Source organism: Mycobacterium sp. OAE908 (assembly GCF_017872775.1).
Lineage (GTDB): Bacteria > Actinomycetota > Actinomycetes > Mycobacteriales > Mycobacteriaceae > Mycobacterium.
This window is the reverse complement of sequence record NZ_JAGGJL010000001.1, coordinates 4,730,256-4,747,497: the sequence shown is the minus strand read 5'-3', so window position 1 is coordinate 4,747,497 and position 17,242 is coordinate 4,730,256. Positions and strand designations below refer to the sequence as shown.

The 17,242-nt window shown below is 66.3% G+C and carries 21 protein-coding genes; 1 reads left to right on the top strand and 20 read right to left on the bottom strand.

The features are described 5' to 3' along the window. Positions 1-103 precede the first annotated feature (103 nt). The 12 genes from J3E61_RS23490 to J3E61_RS23435 all read right to left on the bottom strand — a co-directional run bounded on the left by J3E61_RS23490 (position 104) and on the right by J3E61_RS23435 (position 11,132). A complete protein-coding gene (locus J3E61_RS23490; RefSeq protein WP_210085171.1) occupies positions 104-352 on the bottom strand; it encodes a hypothetical protein in 249 nt (82 codons plus the stop codon). 82 nt (positions 353-434) lie between these two features. Next, positions 435-3,122: a fumarate reductase/succinate dehydrogenase flavoprotein subunit gene (locus J3E61_RS23485; RefSeq protein WP_210085170.1), complete on the bottom strand. Its 2,688-nt coding sequence runs from the start codon at positions 3,120-3,122 to the stop codon at positions 435-437. Next, on the bottom strand, positions 3,119-3,865 hold the full coding sequence (locus J3E61_RS23480; RefSeq protein WP_210085169.1) for an ABC transporter ATP-binding protein: 747 nt from the start codon (positions 3,863-3,865) through the stop codon (positions 3,119-3,121). Before J3E61_RS23480 ends, J3E61_RS23485 begins: the two co-directional genes overlap by 4 nt. Then, positions 3,862-4,725: an ABC transporter permease gene (locus J3E61_RS23475; RefSeq protein ID WP_210085168.1), complete on the bottom strand. Its 864-nt coding sequence runs from the start codon at positions 4,723-4,725 to the stop codon at positions 3,862-3,864. The genes J3E61_RS23480 and J3E61_RS23475 overlap by 4 nt, the downstream gene beginning before the upstream one ends. Further along, positions 4,722-6,152 (bottom strand): ABC transporter substrate-binding protein, encoded by a 1,431-nt coding sequence (locus tag J3E61_RS23470; RefSeq protein WP_210085167.1) that lies wholly within the window; start codon positions 6,150-6,152, stop codon positions 4,722-4,724. Before J3E61_RS23470 ends, J3E61_RS23475 begins: the two co-directional genes overlap by 4 nt. A gap of 11 nt (positions 6,153-6,163) precedes the next feature. Next, on the bottom strand, positions 6,164-6,391 hold the full coding sequence (locus J3E61_RS23465; RefSeq protein WP_067811131.1) for a ferredoxin family protein: 228 nt from the start codon (positions 6,389-6,391) through the stop codon (positions 6,164-6,166). After that, positions 6,388-7,164: a GntR family transcriptional regulator gene (locus J3E61_RS23460; RefSeq protein WP_210085671.1), complete on the bottom strand. Its 777-nt coding sequence runs from the start codon at positions 7,162-7,164 to the stop codon at positions 6,388-6,390. Before J3E61_RS23460 ends, J3E61_RS23465 begins: the two co-directional genes overlap by 4 nt. A gap of 211 nt (positions 7,165-7,375) precedes the next feature. Next, positions 7,376-8,263: a DUF559 domain-containing protein gene (locus J3E61_RS23455; RefSeq protein ID WP_210085166.1), complete on the bottom strand. Its 888-nt coding sequence runs from the start codon at positions 8,261-8,263 to the stop codon at positions 7,376-7,378. Between the two features lie 158 nt (positions 8,264-8,421). Further along, positions 8,422-8,964, bottom strand: a complete 543-nt coding sequence (locus J3E61_RS23450) for a hypothetical protein (RefSeq protein ID WP_192720709.1) — start codon at positions 8,962-8,964, stop codon at positions 8,422-8,424. Continuing rightward, positions 8,964-9,443, bottom strand: a complete 480-nt coding sequence (gene nusB, locus J3E61_RS23445) for a transcription antitermination factor NusB (RefSeq protein ID WP_210085165.1) — start codon at positions 9,441-9,443, stop codon at positions 8,964-8,966. The genes J3E61_RS23450 and nusB overlap by 1 nt, the downstream gene beginning before the upstream one ends. After that, the gene (gene efp / locus J3E61_RS23440) at positions 9,436-9,999 is read right to left on the bottom strand and encodes an elongation factor P (protein WP_192720711.1); all 564 of its coding nucleotides are present in this window, start codon (positions 9,997-9,999) and stop codon (positions 9,436-9,438) included. The genes nusB and efp overlap by 8 nt, the downstream gene beginning before the upstream one ends. Positions 10,000-10,016: 17 nt before the next feature. Then, the gene (locus J3E61_RS23435) at positions 10,017-11,132 is read right to left on the bottom strand and encodes an aminopeptidase P family protein (protein ID WP_210085164.1); all 1,116 of its coding nucleotides are present in this window, start codon (positions 11,130-11,132) and stop codon (positions 10,017-10,019) included. A gap of 33 nt (positions 11,133-11,165) precedes the next feature. Here J3E61_RS23435 and J3E61_RS23430 point away from each other — a divergent pair, with 33 nt between their 5' ends. Next, the gene (locus tag J3E61_RS23430) at positions 11,166-11,729 is read left to right on the top strand and encodes a B-4DMT family transporter (RefSeq protein ID WP_192720713.1); all 564 of its coding nucleotides are present in this window, start codon (positions 11,166-11,168) and stop codon (positions 11,727-11,729) included. 3 nt (positions 11,730-11,732) lie between these two features. Here the strand turns inward: J3E61_RS23430 and aroQ are convergent, their stop codons facing one another. Genes aroQ through J3E61_RS23390 form a run of 8 tightly spaced genes read right to left on the bottom strand, consistent with a single transcriptional unit; the run spans position 11,733 to position 17,110 of the window. Beyond that, positions 11,733-12,170, bottom strand: coding sequence for a type II 3-dehydroquinate dehydratase (aroQ, locus tag J3E61_RS23425; RefSeq protein WP_210085163.1), 438 nt, complete (start codon positions 12,168-12,170; stop codon positions 11,733-11,735). Continuing rightward, entirely contained in the window at positions 12,167-13,252 is a 1,086-nt protein-coding gene (gene aroB / locus J3E61_RS23420; protein WP_192720715.1) for a 3-dehydroquinate synthase, read from the bottom strand. Before aroB ends, aroQ begins: the two co-directional genes overlap by 4 nt. After that, positions 13,245-13,895, bottom strand: a complete 651-nt coding sequence (locus tag J3E61_RS23415) for a shikimate kinase (RefSeq protein WP_210085162.1) — start codon at positions 13,893-13,895, stop codon at positions 13,245-13,247. Before J3E61_RS23415 ends, aroB begins: the two co-directional genes overlap by 8 nt. After that, on the bottom strand, positions 13,895-15,103 hold the full coding sequence (gene aroC, locus J3E61_RS23410; protein WP_192722356.1) for a chorismate synthase: 1,209 nt from the start codon (positions 15,101-15,103) through the stop codon (positions 13,895-13,897). Before aroC ends, J3E61_RS23415 begins: the two co-directional genes overlap by 1 nt. A gap of 38 nt (positions 15,104-15,141) precedes the next feature. After that, positions 15,142-15,768, bottom strand: a complete 627-nt coding sequence (locus tag J3E61_RS23405) for a TetR/AcrR family transcriptional regulator (protein WP_210085161.1) — start codon at positions 15,766-15,768, stop codon at positions 15,142-15,144. Then, positions 15,765-16,199, bottom strand: coding sequence for a nitroreductase family deazaflavin-dependent oxidoreductase (locus J3E61_RS23400; RefSeq protein ID WP_210085160.1), 435 nt, complete (start codon positions 16,197-16,199; stop codon positions 15,765-15,767). Before J3E61_RS23400 ends, J3E61_RS23405 begins: the two co-directional genes overlap by 4 nt. Before the next feature lie 39 nt (positions 16,200-16,238). Further along, on the bottom strand, positions 16,239-16,730 hold the full coding sequence (locus J3E61_RS23395; protein WP_192720719.1) for a DUF3237 family protein: 492 nt from the start codon (positions 16,728-16,730) through the stop codon (positions 16,239-16,241). Next, complete coding sequence (locus J3E61_RS23390; RefSeq protein WP_210085159.1) at positions 16,727-17,110, bottom strand: nuclear transport factor 2 family protein; 384 nt, start codon at positions 17,108-17,110, stop codon at positions 16,727-16,729. Before J3E61_RS23390 ends, J3E61_RS23395 begins: the two co-directional genes overlap by 4 nt. Positions 17,111-17,242: the final 132 nt, after the last annotated feature.

Here is a 17,242-nt window from a genome sequence, read left to right as displayed (position 1 = left end):
CGCCCGGCAACGCACGCGATATCCGCCACGTTTGCCAAAACGAGCATGAGCCGCCCAAGACGGATAGGAGCGCGTAAGAACGTACGCGAGTTACTTCGGATCGCTAAGTACCGATCGGTTGCGGGCTACCATCGGCCGAACACGCCTCACCACAAACCCCCCGGGCCTGCTCAGCGGCACTCAGCTTCGCCTCCGCAATGCGGTAGACCCCGTCCAGCGCGGCCTCGTCGACACCGACATATTCGCTGACTACTTCCGGCGCGACACCTGCGTCGCGCAGTCGTAGCGCAAGCGAGTACGGCAGCGGAAGCTTGCGCAGTGCGCTCTCGTGCGAGGTGAGTTCATCGGCCACCTCATCAGCCTGCCCCCGTATCGGGCTGACCAGGTGAGTAGCGGCCTACTCGATTTTCTCCACGGAACACCCGTCCACTCGATCAGCTGAGCTGAACCGCCAACGCTTTGCGGGCATACGCTCGGACGTCGGCGTCGCCATCCTCTAGTGCCAACCCCAACGCCTGACGGGCCGCGGGCTCGTCGTTGGCCCACCGCGTCAAGGTCAGCACCGCCGCCTTGCGGACGTCGAGGTGCTGATCGGTCAGCGCAGTTGTCAGTACGGGGACTGCGACGGTCGGCGCCGCCCCTGCGAGCGCCCTTGCGGCACCTTCGCGTACCTGCCACGCCGGCTCAGTGAGCGCCCGCTGCACCTCGGCCAGATCATCGGCACCACATCCGACGGCGCCGAGCGCCGCCAGCGCCGCAGCCCGCACCAGGGGGTCGCGGTCACCGACCAAACGCCGTACCGCCTCGACCCCCGCGCGCAGGGTCGCCAAGCCGTTGGCCGCTGCGATTCTGACCTCGCGATTGTCATCGGCCGCCGCGGCTGCTACGCCGTCGACGTCGTCGACGGACACCAGCGCCCGCACGGCTTCGATGCGTACCCGATGATCGGCATCTGCCGAGGCCAGCCGATATTGCGCCCCGTCGCCGACCCGGCGCGCGCTGAGAAGGTACACCGCCACTGCGCGGACGAGAGGATCTACCGAAACCAGCTGTCCGGCAACATCTTCCGGCGCTGGCACGACTTCGACGAGTTCGCGAACGCTTTCGGCAGCTGCCCGGCGCACCTCGCCGTCGTCGTCGCCCAGCGCATCCAACAGCGGCCCTGCGTACCCGTCGGGCAGATTCTCCACCAGGGTGGCCACCGCGGTTCGTCGCACGCCCGGATCGGGGTCGGTGAGAAAGTCGGTCAGCTCAGCGACCGTCGGTGATTCCAGCGTCAGCACTTCGGCGATGCGCGGCGACGGCGGCTGCATCGGCCCGGCTTGCGGCACGCGCGACGACGAGGTGGCCGGTGCCCGCCCGCCGGCCAACACAGGTTGGTCGATATGCGTCACCGGCCGCTCGGAGGGCAGGTGCTCAAACTCTGGAACCGGCACGAAATACGGTGCGACGGGCCGCTTCAGGAACTCCATCGCGCCGTCGGGTGTCTTGCGCAGGTTCAGGTGGTAGCGCCACTCTTCGTCGTCGCGATCGGGCAGGTCGGCGCGATCGTGGTACAAACCCCATCGCGACTCGGTGCGCGTCAACGATGAGCGGGCGGCCATTTCTGCGCAGTCGCGGATGAACGACACTTCGACCGCACGCATCAGCTCATGCGGTGTAGTGGCGCCCATCTCGGCGATTTCATCGTGCATCCGCTCGAAGCTCTGCACCGCGATCGACAGCTTCGTCGCTGTCTTCGGCGGAGCCACGTAGTCGTTGACGAACCGACGCAGCTTGTATTCCACCTGCGGCTGCGGTGGACCATCGGGCTGCCGCAGCGGCCGATAGACGAGCTCGTGCGCCTCCTTTAGCTGGTCCTGCGGAAGTTCCTGCGGCGCAACGACGTCTGCGATTGTCGAAGCCGCATGCTCGCCGGCCAGATCGCCGTAAACGAACGCGCCGATCATGTAGTTGTGCGGCACGCACGCCAGATCACCTGCCGCGTACAACCCTGGCACGGTGGTGCGCGCATGTTCGTCCACCCAGACCCCGGACGCGGAATGCCCACTGCACAAACCGATCTCGGAGATATGCATCTCGATGTCATGTGTGCGGTAGTCATGACCGCGATTGGCGTGGAACGTCCCACGAGTCGGACGTTCGGTGGTGTGCAGGATGTTCTCCAAAGCCGTCAACGTCTCATCGGGAAGATGCGACACCTTGAGGTAGATCGGGCCGCGGGCAGACTCGATCTCGCGTTTCACCTCCGACATCATCTGACCTGACCAGTAGTCGGAGTCGACGAACCGCTCCCCCAATGCATTGACCTGATAGCCGCCGAACGGGTTGGCGACATAGGCACATGCGGGCCCGTTGTAGTCCTTGATCAGGGGGTTGACCTGAAAGCACTCGATGCCCGACAACTCTGCGCCTGCGTGATAAGCCATCGAATAGCCGTCGCCCGCGTTGGTCGGGTTTTCATACGTGCCGTAGAGGTATCCGGAAGCCGGCAACCCCAGTCGTCCGCACGCACCGGTGGCCAGGATCACGGCCTTCGCTGCGACGGCGACGAATTCGCCTGTTCGCGAATTCAGTGCGGCCGCGCCGACGGCGCGGTTGTTGTCGGTCAGCACACGCACCGGCATCAGCCGATTCTCGATCGTGATCTTCTCCCGCATCGACCGCTGCCGCAGCACGCGATACAGGGCCTTTTTGACGTCCTTGCCCTCGGGCATCGGCAGCACGTAGGACCCGGATCGATGCACCCGGCGTACCGCGTACTCGCCGTGTTCGTCCTTCTCGAACTTGACGCCGTAACGCTCCAGCCGTTGCACCATGGCGAACCCGCGCGTCGCGGTCTGGTAGATGGTGCGCTGGTTGACAATTCCGTCGTTGGCCCTGGTGATCTCGGCGACGTAGTCCTCGGGGCTGGCCTTGCCGGGGATGACGGCGTTGTTCACCCCGTCCATGCCCATCGCCAATGCGCCCGAGTGGCGCACATGGGCTTTCTCGAGCAGCAGAACCCGGGCCCCGTGCTCGGCGGCGGTCAACGCCGCCATGGTGCCCGCCGTGCCACCGCCGATCACCAGCACGTCGCAGTCGAGGCGACTCGTCTCGGCCAGTTCAGGTATTTGCATCATGAATGACCAAGAGCTGTGATGATTTCGGTGCGCAGCGCCTGGCGGCCCGTCTGTTCAGTGCGCGGCTCAGGGACGTCGATGAGGGCGCGCAGTGGCTGCCCGACGCGACCGAGAACAGCGACACGGTCGCCGAGGATCAGCGCTTCGTCGACGTCGTGGGTGACGAACACGATCGTGGTCGGGTGGGCGCGCCAGGTCTCGATGAGCAGTCGTTGCATGGCGCTCCTGGTCTGGGTGTCCAGCGCGGCGAACGGTTCATCCATCATCACCGCGCGCGGCGCCCCGGCGAGCCCGCGAGCGAGTTGGACGCGCTGACGCATGCCGCCCGACAAACTCTTCGGCAGATAATCGGCGAACCCGGTCAACCCCACCTCGTCGATCCACTGTTCGGCCCGCCGGCGTCGCCCGGCGCGTGGCTGGCCTCGCAACTGCAGTGCCAGTTCGATGTTGGAACGCACTGTGCGCCATGGCAACAACGCACTGTCTTGGAACACCATCCCACGGTCGCGCGAGGTACTCGTGACCTCGTGCCCATCGGCCAGCACCTGGCCGGAATCTGGCCGCAGCAGCCCGGCCAGCGCGCGAAGCACCGTCGACTTGCCGCAGCCGGACGGTCCGGTCAGCACCAGAATCTCGCCGGGCCGCACGGTGAGGCTCAGCCCGTCGACAACCGGCGCCCCTGTGTAGGACAGCCGGACGTCGTCGAGTTCCAGCCGCATGCCCTGTGCCACAGCGGTCGTCATCGCAGGTTCTCCTCAGCGCGGGGCAGCCAGCGCGTAGCCCGCCTGCCGATCAGTTCGACGGCCGCAGCGGTGCCGAAGCCGAGCACGCCGATCGTGATGATGCCGACGAAGACGTCGGGATAGTTGAGCACCGTGTAGGCCTGCCAGGTGCGGTAGCCCACACCCAGCCGCCCCGAGATCATCTCGGCGGACACCACACAGATCCACGCGACCCCCATGCCGACCGACAGGCCGCCGAACAGGCCGGGCAGGATGCCGGGCAACACGACGCGTCGCAACACATCCCAGCTGTTGCCACCGAAGGTGCGGACCGAGTCCTCCCAGATCGTCGGCAACGCGCGCACGGCGTGCCGGGTGCTGACCATGATCGGGAAGTAGGCCGCGAGGAACGTGATGAACACGATCCCGGCCTCGTCGGTCGGAAACAGCAGGATCGCCACCGGGACGATCGCGATCGCCGGGATGGGCCGCGCCAATTCCGTCAGCGGCCCGAACACGTCGGAGAACACCGCAGACCTGCCGAGCAGAATTCCGGTGACGACACCGATGACCGCGGCCAGCGCGAAACCGGTCAGGATCCGGATCAGCGACTGTCCGAGATCAAGCCAATATGGCTGTGTGCCAAGCCGTTTGACGAATGCGGAGGCGATCTGGGTGACCGTCGGCAGCGTGTCGAATCGCAACCAGAGTCGGATGTGGTTGGCGGTGAGCAACTGCCACAGGCCGATCGCCGCGATGACTGATGCCAGGCGGACCAGCCGACGGCGCCACTGCGAAACAGGCCGCGGCCGTCGGATGGCCGGACGCGCGGTTACCGGCGATTCGAGAACACCGGGGACGACAGCATCCGCGGTGGTCATACGGCGCCGGCCAACGCTTGCTGGTAGTCCACCGCGGCGGTTCCGGGATGGGCTGCAACGTACCTCTGGGCTCCCGCGGGTGTGCCGAACGGAAGGTAGTTCTGACCGTCACGAACCCACGCCGCCTTGTCGGCGAACCACCGCGTGCCCAGTTCCGTGTCGGGAACGTAGGCGGCGCGCACCTTCGAGCCCTTCGCGGTGGCGTCGCGAACCGCCTTCAGCAGGCAGGTGGGGTTGGCCGCCGGCTGCGTCGCGGAAGCTCCGTCGAGCCACAGTTCACTGGCTTGGCCCGGATTGTTGACCGGTGCGCTGCAGATCGGATCGGTGCCGCCCAACAGCGACGGGTTGGCGGTGGCGGCGACGGCCTTGCCGTAGTCCTGGTTGCGTGTCGCGAAAGCGGCCTTCAATGGAGCATCCTGGACGAAGCCTGCGACGTCGAGGTCGGCGAAGTCGCCGATCGACTTCAGGTAGGGCACATCGCCTTTCAGCGCGTCGACCAGAGACGGCTTGAGTGTGGTGTCGAATGAGGTACCACCGGGCCCGTTGTATAGGTAGACGACCTCCTGGGGCAGTCCGCTGCCGTCGGCGACGATCCTGGCGGCCTCCAGCGGTTTGGTGTTGAGAAAGTCGGTGGCGTCTAGCTGCGCCTGCAGGAAGGCGTCGAGCACTTCCGGATGCTCGGTGGCGTACGCCCGTCGCACGACGACACCGTGCAGGGTCGGATAGTTCAGCTCCGCGCCGTCGTACAGCAGCTTCGCCTTGCCCTGGAACACCAGCAGGCCCGGCCACGCAACGAATTGCGAAAGCGCTTGGACCTGACCCGATTCCAGCGCCGACGCACCGACCTGGGGCTGCTGATTGAGCACTTCGACCCCGGTCTTGGGATCGACGCCGGCGTTGGACAGCGCCCGCACCAGCGTGCCGTGGCCTGCCGAGCCAACGCTGGCCGACACCTTCTGACCGGTCAGGTCGGTCAGCTTCTGCGCAGGTGAATTAGGCGCCACCACAACCATGTTCAGCGCACCCTTGGGGTTGTACCCCGTCACCGAGACGATCTCCGTGCGGGCGCGTTCGTTGCCCTGGGTCTTGGACCCGTTGATCAGCATCGGGTAGTCGCCCATCGAGCCGATATCGATCTTCTCGGCGACCATCTGCGCGGTGATGGGTGCGCCGGTGTCGTAGTCCTGCCAGGTGACGTTGTACTTGGTGCCGGTGCGGGTGGTGATGTCGGCCAGCCGTCGTTCCAGATAACCCTGCGCGCGCAGCAAGGTGCCCGCGGTGACGGTGTTGATGGTCTTCGACTGGTAGCCGATGACGACATTGACCACATTGCCGGACGATTGGTTGGAAGAGTCGAGCGAGCAGCCGGTCGCAGCCAGCATGAGGGCGGTGGCCAGGGCGGCGACTCGGATCAGGCGCTTCTTCATGTGTGGGGTCCTCAGCGGATCAGATAGGGCATGTTGACGGTGACGGCTCCGGTTGGACAGCGGGCTGCGCAGGGCCCGCAGTACCAACATTCGTCGACATGCATGTAGGCCTTGCCGTTGTCGGGATTGATCGCCAGCGAGTCGAGCGGACAGATGTCGACGCACAGTGTGCAGCCCTCGATACACAGGGACTCGTCGATCGTCACCGGAACATCGGCGCGTTGGTTCACCAGCGTCATGATTCACTCCTGATCAGGCTGCCGCGCATGGTGATTCGGTCACCACGCATCCGGATGTATTCGAGGTCGACGGGCCTTCCGTCGTCGAGGCTGGTGAGGCGTTCCAACATCAGCAGCGCCGCGCCGTCGGGTACTTGCAGCGTGGCCGCGGAATGCGGATCGGCCGAAACCGCCTCCAGCGCAAGCGTTGCCGATCCGAGCCGTTGACCGCTGACCTGCTCGATGAGTGCGAACACGTCGTTGGTCTCCAGCGAGTGCGCGAGCACCTTGGCGCCGATATCGGGTGCGAGATACGTCAGATCGAGGGACAGTGGTAGGTCCCCGAGATAGCGCAACCGCTCGATGAAGACCACCTGTGCACCGGACTCGAGTTGCAGTCGGCGCGCGACCGCAGGGGGCGCGGCCAGATGCAGGACGGCCCGCACTTCGTTGCGCACCTCGCCGTAGTCCTTGAAGGTTTCCTTCAGGCCCACCAGCGCGTCGAGACCGTGGTCGTACTTGCGGACCGCAACGTGCGTGCCGACTTTTCGACCACGGTCGATCAGGCCCTCGTTCTTGAGTACGGCCAGCGCCTCACGAACGGTGTTGCGTGAGGCGAAGAACTCCGCGGCCAGGTCCTGCTCGCTGGGAAGCCCGTCGCCGTAGGCGCCCGTGTGGATCTGATGCCGCAGCACGTCAGCGACCTGACGGGCTCGATCCGCGCGGGGCCGCCGGATCGGCGTCGGCTCAGCTGACACGAGGTGAACGCTAGGAGCCGCGAATGGCCGTCGCAGCCCCGTGAAATCTACGCCGGCGCAGGTTAACTGATTTCGCCACCGGCCATCGGCGACTACCAGGCAAAAGGACGGCGTCGAGGCGCCATTGCGCCAGTCGGTGCGAACGAAGAATTTACAATCGCGCTGAGCCGAACTGTCCCCCTCAACTACCGCGAGCGTGCGCGTCTGCACGCCGACACGCCGCATTTTGTGTGCACTCCACGCACGCTCACGCCGCCCGAGCGTGACGCAACTGCCCGGCAATCAACCCGACGAACTCCCATGGCCGGTTACGGACGTCCTCGAACACGATCGAGATGACGGTCCACCCGACCGCTTCCAAGGCCGTCCGCCGGCGACGGTCCCGCTTCATGGCGTCGGGATTGCTGTGCCATTCCTCGCTGTCGTACTCGACGGCGATCCGGCATTGCGGCCACGCGAAGTCGACGCGCCTGCGCTCGCGGTTGCCGTCGATGATCTCGTATTGCAGTTTCGGGATAGGCAGGCCACCGTCGATCATGGCCAGCCGCGCTTCACTTTCCATCGGCGACTCCGCAAGTGGATCAGCGAGCGGAATGAGCTCGCGCACCGCGACGATGCCACGCCGCCGGGACTGCTCAACGGCTGCGTGCCACAGCTCGGCCCGATTACACGTTTCGCTGCGCAGCGCGGCATCCAGAGTTGCCAGCGCCCGCGGCCGACGCTGCGCACGGGCAACCTCGACAGCCGTCCATGCAGCAGATGTGACCGGTCGTCCGTCGACCGTCACGAGAGGAGCGCCGTCGCGGCGATGCACCACCAGGCCGTCAGCGCTGCGCAGTTGTCCGCCGGGCGGATTCAACACGTGCAGATCGACGGTGCCGTCGGTGTCAAAGCCGTAGATCGCGGCGGCAGTGCCGAGGCAGACCGGTACGGAGCTGCCGCTCGACAGGTCGAGGCCGCGCAGCCTGAGTTCGGCCGTCGGCTCGCCGAGGCAATAGATTCCTTGCCACATCCTTTCCAGGACACCGCAATTGACCGCAGCCTCGAAGCGGCGCCTTGTCATGCGGGCCAGAATCTGGCCGGTAGTGGCGACGCCGCCTTGACTTTCGAAGAGCTCCGCTAGTTCGGGATTCATGGCCAGGATCATCGAAGCCCGCCGACAACCGCGGTAGGGCCCGCCCAGTCATCTGTGGATGAATGTGCGGCTGTGCACAATCGGCGGTCGCGAGCGTGCGCGAAATGTACGCGATAGTCGGCGTGTCGATGTGCAGACACGCACGCTCGGCGCAGTTATTACTGCATGCAGCGCGACAGGACGCGGCCGAACTGCAGAAGCCGTTGCATCTGGGCCAGCCCGCCATTGTCGACCGACTTGTAATACCTGAACGATTCGCAGTAGATGTCGCTTTCGGTGGCCGACTTCTGCCGCGATCGTGTGACGAGTTGGGTGTACATCCGCAGCCGCACCTCGGACAACCGCCGGGTGTCGTCGCCGAGCACCTCGTACTCCGCGGTCAGCACGTGGTCGGTGATCGTCGACAGCAGGATGGTCCGTACCGAGGCGTTCAGGACGCGGCGTTCACGGTCGTCCACCGTCGACAACTCGTCGTCGGCGCGCCACATGATCAGTCGCTGACCGTCGGTGAGGATCACTTCTTGCCACAACGCCTCGCCCCATGCCTCGTCGGTTGACCCACGCGACATGATGAACGACTTGATCGCGGAAAGGTCTATCACCGAACGGATTTGGTCCAGCGCCAGCTCGGGATCACGCAGGTACACCCGGGCAGCCTCTTCCACACTGGAATACGGAGCCCAATCCTGCGGTACGCCCATCAGCTGCCCTCGCTAGTCCCCCGCATCGCTGCCGACGCCGCCCGAATCTGCGGTGTCACCAGCATCACTTGACCCAGTACACCGTTGACGAAACCCGGTGAGTCGTCGGTGGACAACTGCTTGGCCAGCTCGACGGCCTCATCCACGGCGACCGGCTCGGGCACGTCGTCGGCGTGCAGCAGCTCCCACACCGCCACCCGCAAAATCGCTCTGTCGACGGCAGGCAACCTCTCCAACGTCCAGCCCTGCAGATGCGCCGAGATGAGATCGTCGACGTGCGCGGCGTTTTCGGTGTAGCCGCGCGCCACCGTCACCGTGTACGCGTTCAGGGGCGATACGTCGGATTCCTTTTCCGCCAAGGAGTTTCGCGCTTCTGCTACCTCGGCGGGGGTGAGTCCTCGCGCCTCGGCCTCGAACAGCAGGTCGACGGCGCGTTTGCGGGCTTGATGCCTGCCTCGATCCCCCTTGCGGTCAGGCATTCACCCGACCAAGGTAGCTGCCGTCGCGGGAGTCGATCTTCAGCTTGTCGCCGGTGTTGATGAACAGCGGCACCTGGATTTCGGCACCGGTTTCGACGGTGGCCGGCTTGGTGCCTGCGCTCGACCGATCGCCCTGCAGCCCCGGCTCGGTGTGCGTGACCTCAAGTTCGACGGTCACGGGCAGTTCCAGATACAGCGGCGCGCCATCATGGAACGCGATCTGCACCGGCATGCTCTCGAGCAGATACTTGGCGGCCTCGCCGACCAGCGACTCGGGCAGGTGGTGCTGCTCGTAGTCCTGCGAGTCCATGAACACGAAGTCGGAGCCGTCGCGGTACAGGTAGGTGTGGTCGCGCCGGTCGACCGTCGCGGTCTCGACCTTGACGCCCGCGTTGTAGGTCTTGTCGACGACCTTGCCGGACAAAACGTTCTTCAGTTTGGTACGCACGAACGCCGGCCCCTTGCCCGGCTTGACGTGCTGGAACTCGGTGATCTGCCACAGCTGGCCGTCGATCTGCAGGACGAGCCCGTTCTTGAAGTCAGCGGTCGTTGCCACTTTCGGTTGTTCTCCTCTTAAAGGATCGCCAGTTCTTTCGGGAACCGGGTGAGTAAGTCTGTGGTCTCATGTCGCCGGCCGTCCGGCTCCAGGGTGTTATCGCAGACGACCAGCGTGTCCTCGATGCGGACGCCACCGTGGTCGGGTAGATAGACACCTGGCTCCACGGTGACCGCAGAGCCAGCAAGCAGTGTACCGGCGGCCGACGCGCTGATTCCCGGCGCTTCGTGGATCTGCAGCCCGACGCCGTGGCCGAGCCCGTGGCTGAAGTTGTCGGCATAGCCTGCGTCGGCAATGACCTGCCGCGACGCCCCGTCGACATCCTTGAGAGTGACGCCAGGCGCCAAGGCTTCTCGGCCCGCCCGCTGCGCCGTGGCAACCAGTTCATAGATGTCGAGCTGCCACTGCGCGACCGGGGCCAGCACAAACGTGCGGGTCATGTCGGAGTGATAGCCGCACACCAGCGCGCCGAAGTCGATCTTGACGAAGTCGCCAGCGGCCAACACCGCCTCGGTCGGCCGGTGGTGTGGGATGGCCGAATTCGCGCCGGCCGCCACGATGGTTTCGAACGACACGCCGTCGGCCCCGTGATCGAGCATCAGCGCCTCGAGTTCGCGGGCTACCTCTTTTTCTGTGCGCCCTGCGCGTAGACCGCCACGCTCAACGAGATCCGTCAGCGCCGCGTCGGCCGCCTCGCACGCCAGCCTGAGCAGTGCGATCTCGCCGGCGTCCTTGACCTCGCGCAGCGCCTCCACGGTGCCCGCTGCCCGAACCAGCTCCACCTGATCCCCTGCGGCCTTGCGCAGCGCGGCGAATCCGTCGACGGTCACCACGTGGCTCTCAAAGCCCACCCGCCGAGCCCCGTCAGTGGCGGCACGCGTGGCCAGATGCGGGCCGCACGCCCGCTCGATCACGATCTCGGCGTCGGGGGCCTGCTGCGCCGCCTGGGTGCGATAGCGCCCGTCGGTGGCCAGGATCGGCGTTTCGCTGTCGACCCGGACGAGCAGGGCAGCGTTCGAACCGGTGAAACCGGACAGATAACGCACGTTGACCAGGTCGGAAACCAGCATCGCGTCCAGTTCGGCGTCGGCCAGTCGCTGGCGCAGACGGTCCCGACGCTGTGAAATAGTCACAGTTGAAGAACCTACTCGCTAAGGTGTGGCCCCATGAGTAAGTGGTTACTGCGCGGACTGGTGTTCGCGGCCCTGATGGTGATCGTCCGATTGCTGCAGGGGGCGTTGATCAACGCGTGGGAGACCAAGGCGGGATTGATCAGCATCGTGCTGGTCGTGCTTTTCGCGATCGCGGTCTTCATCTGGGGCCTTCTCGACGGTCAAGCCGACGCGAAGGCCAACCCAGACCCCGACCGTCGCGGCGACCTGGCGATGACGTGGCTGCTGGCCGGCCTGTTCGCAGGTGTGGTGAGCGGTGCGGTGGCCTGGTTCATCTCGCTGTTCTACAAGAGCCTTTACGTCGAGGCGCTGCTCAACGAGGTCACCACGTTCGCGGCGTTCACGGCGCTGTTGGTGTTCCTGTTCGCGATCGCGGGCGTTGCGCTCGGTCGCTGGATGGTCGACCGCAACCTCGAAAAGCAGCCGCGCAAGCATCACGGTCTGGCCGAGGCCGCCGCCGAGCAAGAACAAGACCGCGCCGACACTGACGTGTTCGCAGCGGTGCGCCACGACGGCGGCGCCGAAACCGCGCCCACCCAGGCGCGCCGCGAGGAGTAGCCCCTAGTCGAGGCTCGCGAGGTAGCGCAGCGCCAGCACGTAGCCCTGCACTCCGAGTCCGACGATCACGCCGGTTGCCACGGCGCTGAGGTACGAGTGGTGCCGAAACTCCTCGCGGGTATGCACATTCGAGATGTGCACCTCGATCAGCGGCGCCTGCAATTCCGCGCACGCATCGCGCAGCGCCACCGATGTGTGGGTGAGCCCGCCCGCGTTCAGCACCACCGGGTCGCCAGCGTCGGCGGCGGCATGCACCCAATTCAACAGCTCGGCTTCGCTGTCGCTCTGTCGCACAACGGCTTTCAGGCCCAGCTGCTCGGCCTCGCGTTCGATCAGCGCGACCAGTTCATCGTGAGTGGTGCTGCCGTACACCTCCGGCTCGCGACGCCCGAGCCGACCGAGATTGGGGCCGTTGAGCACCAGCACGGTTGAGAACTTCACTGCCCCACCTCCGCGATCTCTGAATAGGCTGCCGCCAGCAGCGACGGATCCGGGCCCTCGAGACGCCCCGGCTTGCCCAACCCGTCGAGCACCACGAACCGAAGCACGCCTGCACGCGTCTTCTTGTCCCCGGCCATGTATTCGAGCAGCTGCGGTAGCGCGTCGGCGTCATAGCTGACGGGCAGTCCGAGTGAGGTGAGGATCGACCGGTGCCGCGCGGCGGTGTCGTCGTCGAGACGTCCTGCCAGCCGGCCCAATTCGGCGGCGAACACCAGGCCCACCGAGACCGCTGCGCCGTGCCGCCATTGGTAGCGCTCCCGGCGTTCTATCGCGTGCGCGAGGGTGTGGCCGTAGTTCAGGATCTCGCGCAGCTGCGATTCTTTCTCGTCAGCCGCGACCACCTCGGCCTTGACGGCGACGGCCCGCCGGATGAGCTCCGGCAGAACCGTCCCGGACGGATCGAGGGCGGCCTGCGGGTCGGCCTCGATGAGGTCGAGAATCACCGGATCGGCGATGAAACCTGCCTTCACGATCTCGGCCATGCCCGCGACGATCTCGTTGCGCGGCAACGTCTCCAGCGTCGCGAGATCGACGAGCACGGCGGCCGGCTGGTGGAACGCGCCGACCAGGTTCTTACCCGCGTCGGTGTTGATTCCCGTCTTGCCGCCGACCGCGGCGTCGACCATGGCCAGCAGCGTGGTCGGCACGTGGACGATGTCAACACCGCGCAGCCACGTCGCTGCGGCGAATCCGGCGACGTCGGTGGCCGCTCCTCCGCCGAGGCTGACGATCGCGTCCTTGCGGCCGATACCGATGCGGCCCAGGACTTCCCAGATGAAACCGAGCACCGGCAACTCTTTGCCGCCTTCGGCGTCCGGGATCTCGATGCGATGTGCATCGACCCCCTTGTCGGACAGGTGGTTTCGGATCGCCTCCGCGGTCTGCGCCAACACCGGCTGGTGCAGGATCGCGACCTTGTGCCTGCCCTCCAGGACGCGCCCCAGTTCACCGAGCAGTCCGGTGCCGATGATGACGGGGTATGGCGGGTCGACGAGAACGTCGACGGTCACCGGCTCAGTCACGGTGGCCTTTCGAATGTCGGGCGGCGACGGCCGCGGGTGTCGGTGGAGCCTCGCTGTCCTGGGCGCTTGGCTTCGGCGTCAGCGAGGACGGACCGCGGCGCCACGACGGTCGACGACGGCGACGCCGGGCGGCCTGCGGGTTCTCCAGGCGGTCGACGATGTGTCGCACCACGGCGCCGGGGTTGCGACGGTTGGTGTTGACACGCATCGTGGCGACCCGCCGGTACAGCGGAACCCGTTCTGCCATCAGCGCTTTGAACTTCTCGTTGCGATCGGGACCTGCCAGCAGCGGCCGCACTGTGCTGCCACCGGTGCGGCGCACACCCTCCGCGGCGCTGATCTCCAGGTAGATCACGGTGTGTCCGGCGAGCGCGTCGCGCACCCCCGGCGTGGTGATGGCACCGCCGCCCAGCGACAGCACGCCGTCATGCGATACCAGCGCGCCACGGATGACGTCCTCTTCGATGCGCCTGAACTCCTGCTCGCCGTCGGTGGCAAAGATATCGGCGATGGTGCGGCCGGTGGTCTCTTCGATCGCGGCGTCGGTGTCCAGCATCGAGGTGCCCAGGGACTTGGCCAGCCGCCGCCCGATCGTCGACTTGCCCGATCCAGGCAGCCCGATCAACACAGCCTTTGGCGCCATCAGCCAGACGCTTCCGCGGCTTCGGTCGCCGGCTCGCGGTCGGCGACCGAACGTAGGTAGGTGTCGATGTTGGCCCGCGTCTCGTTCAGCGAGTCGCCGCCGAATTTCTCCAGTGCCGCACGCGCCAACACCAGAGCGACCATGGTCTCGACGACGACGCCCGCGGCGGGCACCGCGCACACGTCGGAGCGTTGGTGAATCGCAACGGCTTCTTCGCCGCTCACCATGTCGACAGTGGCCAGCGCCCGCGGCACCGTTGAGATCGGCTTCATCGCCGCACGTACCCGCACCGGTTGGCCGTTGGTCATGCCGCCCTCGAGGCCGCCTGCGCGGTTGGTCGAACGCATCACGCCATCGGGGCCCGGGTACATCTCGTCGTGGGCGACGCTGCCGCGCCTGCGCGCGGTCTCGAAGCCATCGCCGATCTCGACGCCCTTGATCGCCTGGATGCCCATCACGGCACCGGCCAGTTGGCTGTCGAGCCGGTTGTCGCCGCTGGTGAATGAGCCGAGCCCGACCGGCAGACCGTGCGCGACGACCTCGACCACACCGCCGAGCGTGTCGCCGTCCTTCTTGGCGGCCTCGATCTCGGCGATCATCAACTTTTCGGCTTCTTCGTCGAACGCCCGAACCGGGCTGGCATCGATGGCGGCCAGGTCAGCGGCGACCGGCGGCGGGCCCTCGTAGGGCTTGGAAGCGCCGATGGAGATGACGTGCGACACCACCTCGACGCCGAGTGCTTCTTTGAGGAACGCTCTGGCGACGGTTCCGGCGGCGACGCGGGCGGCGGTCTCGCGGGCACTTGCCCGCTCGAGCACCGGGCGCGCGTCGTCGAAGCCGTACTTCAACATGCCTGCGTAGTCGGCGTGGCCCGGCCGGGGCCGGGTCAGCGGCGCGTTACGCGCGACATCGAGCTCAGCTGGGTCGACAGGGTCCGGCGCCATCACGGTTTCCCACTTGGGCCACTCCGTATTGCCGATCTCGATCGCGATCGGGCCGCCGAGCGTGACCCCGTGCCGCACGCCGGCGAGCATGGTGACCTGGTCCTGCTCGAATTTCATCCGGGCACCTCGGCCGTAACCGAGGCGGCGGCGGGCCAGTTGGCCCGCGATGTCGTCGGAGGTGACGTGAACGCCGGCAACCATGCCTTCGACCATGGCCACCAGCGCGCGGCCGTGGGATTCACCAGCTGTCGTCCATCGCAACACGCGTCCCATTTTCGCACGTCGCGCCCCCGGGACCCGAATCAGTCGATGGCGAGGCCGTCCAGGATGCGGTTGATCTCGGTGACGGCTTGGCGGTGGGCGGCCTTCTGGTCGTCGGCGCGGGCGACGATCATCGCGGTTTCGCACAACGCTCCGTAGAGAAAATGCGCGAGTGGCCCTGGCGGTCGCGGCGCGATCCGGCCGGCTTCGGCGGCCTGTGAAATCCCGAGCTGCATCATGTCCAGCAGCGGGCCTTCCAGCCGGCGCACCTGCTCCCACCCGATGGCGGCCAAGGCGTCGAGCAGCACGATTCGCTGCAGGTCCGCGTCAAGACATTCGTCGAGGAAGGCTCGGCATCCGGCTTTGAACGCCTCCCACGGATCTTTCTTGCGGGCGTAGGCCTCGACGAGCGGCGTGGCCAACTGCTCCACCTCGCGGGTGAAGACGGCCTCGAACAGCTGTCGCTTGCCGTCGAAGTGGTGATACACCGCGCCCTTCGTCATGTTCGCGCGTGCCGCCACCGCATCCAGGGACGTCGCGTCGTAGCCGTCGCGGGCGAACAGATCGCGCGCGGCGTCGACGAGAGCCGCGGTGGTCGCCTCGGTCCGCTCGGCCTGTGTCCGTCTCGCCACCTTCGTCGCCACGGCCTGACCATAGCCGGTGCTCACCTGGCATCCGGCTCCAACGCGATCAGCGGCAGAACGCGATCAGTGAACTGCGCGTAATGCTCGGCCTGCGGGTACATCTCCACGAAAGCCCGCCACAACCGGTCGCGTTCGACGCCCGCCAAGAGCCGGGGCCGCACGCGCATTCTGCGTCGGCCCACCACCACCTCGCCCACTTCCGCCTCGCGCAGATTGAGCCACCACGCGGGAGTCCGGTCTGCTCCCGCGTTGGCTGCGAGAACGACGAGCGCGTCGCCGTCGCGCAGGTACAGCACCGGTGTCGCCCGCCGCTGTCCACTTCGTCTGCCGACGGTTTCGAGCACCATCACCGGCGCCCGTGCGAACCAATGCGATCCGAAGCGCCCGCCGCTGATCCGGTAGAGCCGCGCATGCAGCCGACCCACCGCACGTTGCGTGGCGGGCCAGCGTCGCACTACGCGATTCGACTGGCGCGCAAGCCGAATGTGGTCCACTCAGAGCACCCGATAGATCCGGTAGTCGATGTGGTTGGGCGACAAGATGTTGTAGCCGACGGCGACCACCTCGGACAGCCAGGCATAGCGTTCGTCGGAGGTTTCGAACTTCGGCGTCGTGCGGATGTACGTCTCCTCGAACGGCAGAACCTGCCCGGCGGCCAGTCGCTGTACGCCGTCGGCGGGAAGCTTGATGACGCCGCGCGACTCGTAGTGAATGAGGACACCGTCATGCGTGCGCAGCGTGGCTCGGACGTCGACGCGGCCCGTGCCATCGGCGCCGACGAGCAGCCAGTCTCCCCCACCGGGAAGCAATTCGCCGCGCAGTCGCGGTCCTTCGATAACGCCGCCGGTCGTGATGAACGTGAAGCGCATACCGACCGGCGTCGGGATCGGTTGCCCCGGTTGCAGATTGACGTGCATATCGAAAAGGTGCTCGACGGGCAGGGCGGTGACGAGGGGCAATTGGTCGACGGGCGTTGCGGTGCTCATCGCGCAGCCCCCATCGCCTGCTGCAATTGTGCTGCGTCGATGAAGGTGTCCTTGCGGGTCACCAACCCGTCGGGGCCGACGTTGACGACGTCGAGGCAGTCGAAGCGGACATCGCCGGAGATCAACGCCCAGTCCAGGATCCAGTGATCCTCGCCGTAGAGCACGCGATAGGTCTCCCACGAGAAATCCGGGAACTGCGCAAAGATTTCGACGAAGGCCGCACGCACGGCATCACGGCCCCGCACCGGGCCTGCGCCCAAATGTGTCCAGAACTGGGTGTCGTCGGTGTGCAGCGCGACGATCGCATCGGGATCATGCGCCGCCCAGGCGGCGAAATACCGCTGTGAGATCGCTTGTAAATCGTGAACGGTAGTTTGCATACTCGCAGTATGTACTAACCTACCTGCAGTATGCAAGTGCAATGCCGGATCGAAAATGGCAGAGAGTCGGGGCCTTCGAGCGCGCGGGGGCCTATCATCGCGGGATGTTTCTACCGACGAGTCGGCACAGCC

Coding starts and splice junctions, on each gene's coding strand:
- J3E61_RS23450 (WP_192720709.1), bottom strand. CDS start 8,964: ATGGGCGTACCGCAGGATTGGGCTCCGTATTCCAGTGTGGAAGAGGCT.
- J3E61_RS23485 (WP_210085170.1), bottom strand. CDS start 3,122: ATGATGCAAATACCTGAACTGGCCGAGACGAGTCGCCTCGACTGCGAC.
- J3E61_RS23390 (WP_210085159.1), bottom strand. CDS start 17,110: ATGCAAACTACCGTTCACGATTTACAAGCGATCTCACAGCGGTATTTC.
- J3E61_RS23395 (WP_192720719.1), bottom strand. CDS start 16,730: ATGAGCACCGCAACGCCCGTCGACCAATTGCCCCTCGTCACCGCCCTG.
- nusB (WP_210085165.1), bottom strand. CDS start 9,443: ATGCCTGACCGCAAGGGGGATCGAGGCAGGCATCAAGCCCGCAAACGC.
- J3E61_RS23455 (WP_210085166.1), bottom strand. CDS start 8,263: ATGAATCCCGAACTAGCGGAGCTCTTCGAAAGTCAAGGCGGCGTCGCC.
- J3E61_RS23480 (WP_210085169.1), bottom strand. CDS start 3,865: ATGACGACCGCTGTGGCACAGGGCATGCGGCTGGAACTCGACGACGTC.
- J3E61_RS23475 (WP_210085168.1), bottom strand. CDS start 4,725: ATGACCACCGCGGATGCTGTCGTCCCCGGTGTTCTCGAATCGCCGGTA.
- J3E61_RS23465 (WP_067811131.1), bottom strand. CDS start 6,391: ATGACGCTGGTGAACCAACGCGCCGATGTTCCGGTGACGATCGACGAG.
- J3E61_RS23430 (WP_192720713.1), top strand. CDS start 11,166: ATGAGTAAGTGGTTACTGCGCGGACTGGTGTTCGCGGCCCTGATGGTG.
- J3E61_RS23470 (WP_210085167.1), bottom strand. CDS start 6,152: ATGAAGAAGCGCCTGATCCGAGTCGCCGCCCTGGCCACCGCCCTCATG.
- J3E61_RS23415 (WP_210085162.1), bottom strand. CDS start 13,895: ATGGCGCCAAAGGCTGTGTTGATCGGGCTGCCTGGATCGGGCAAGTCG.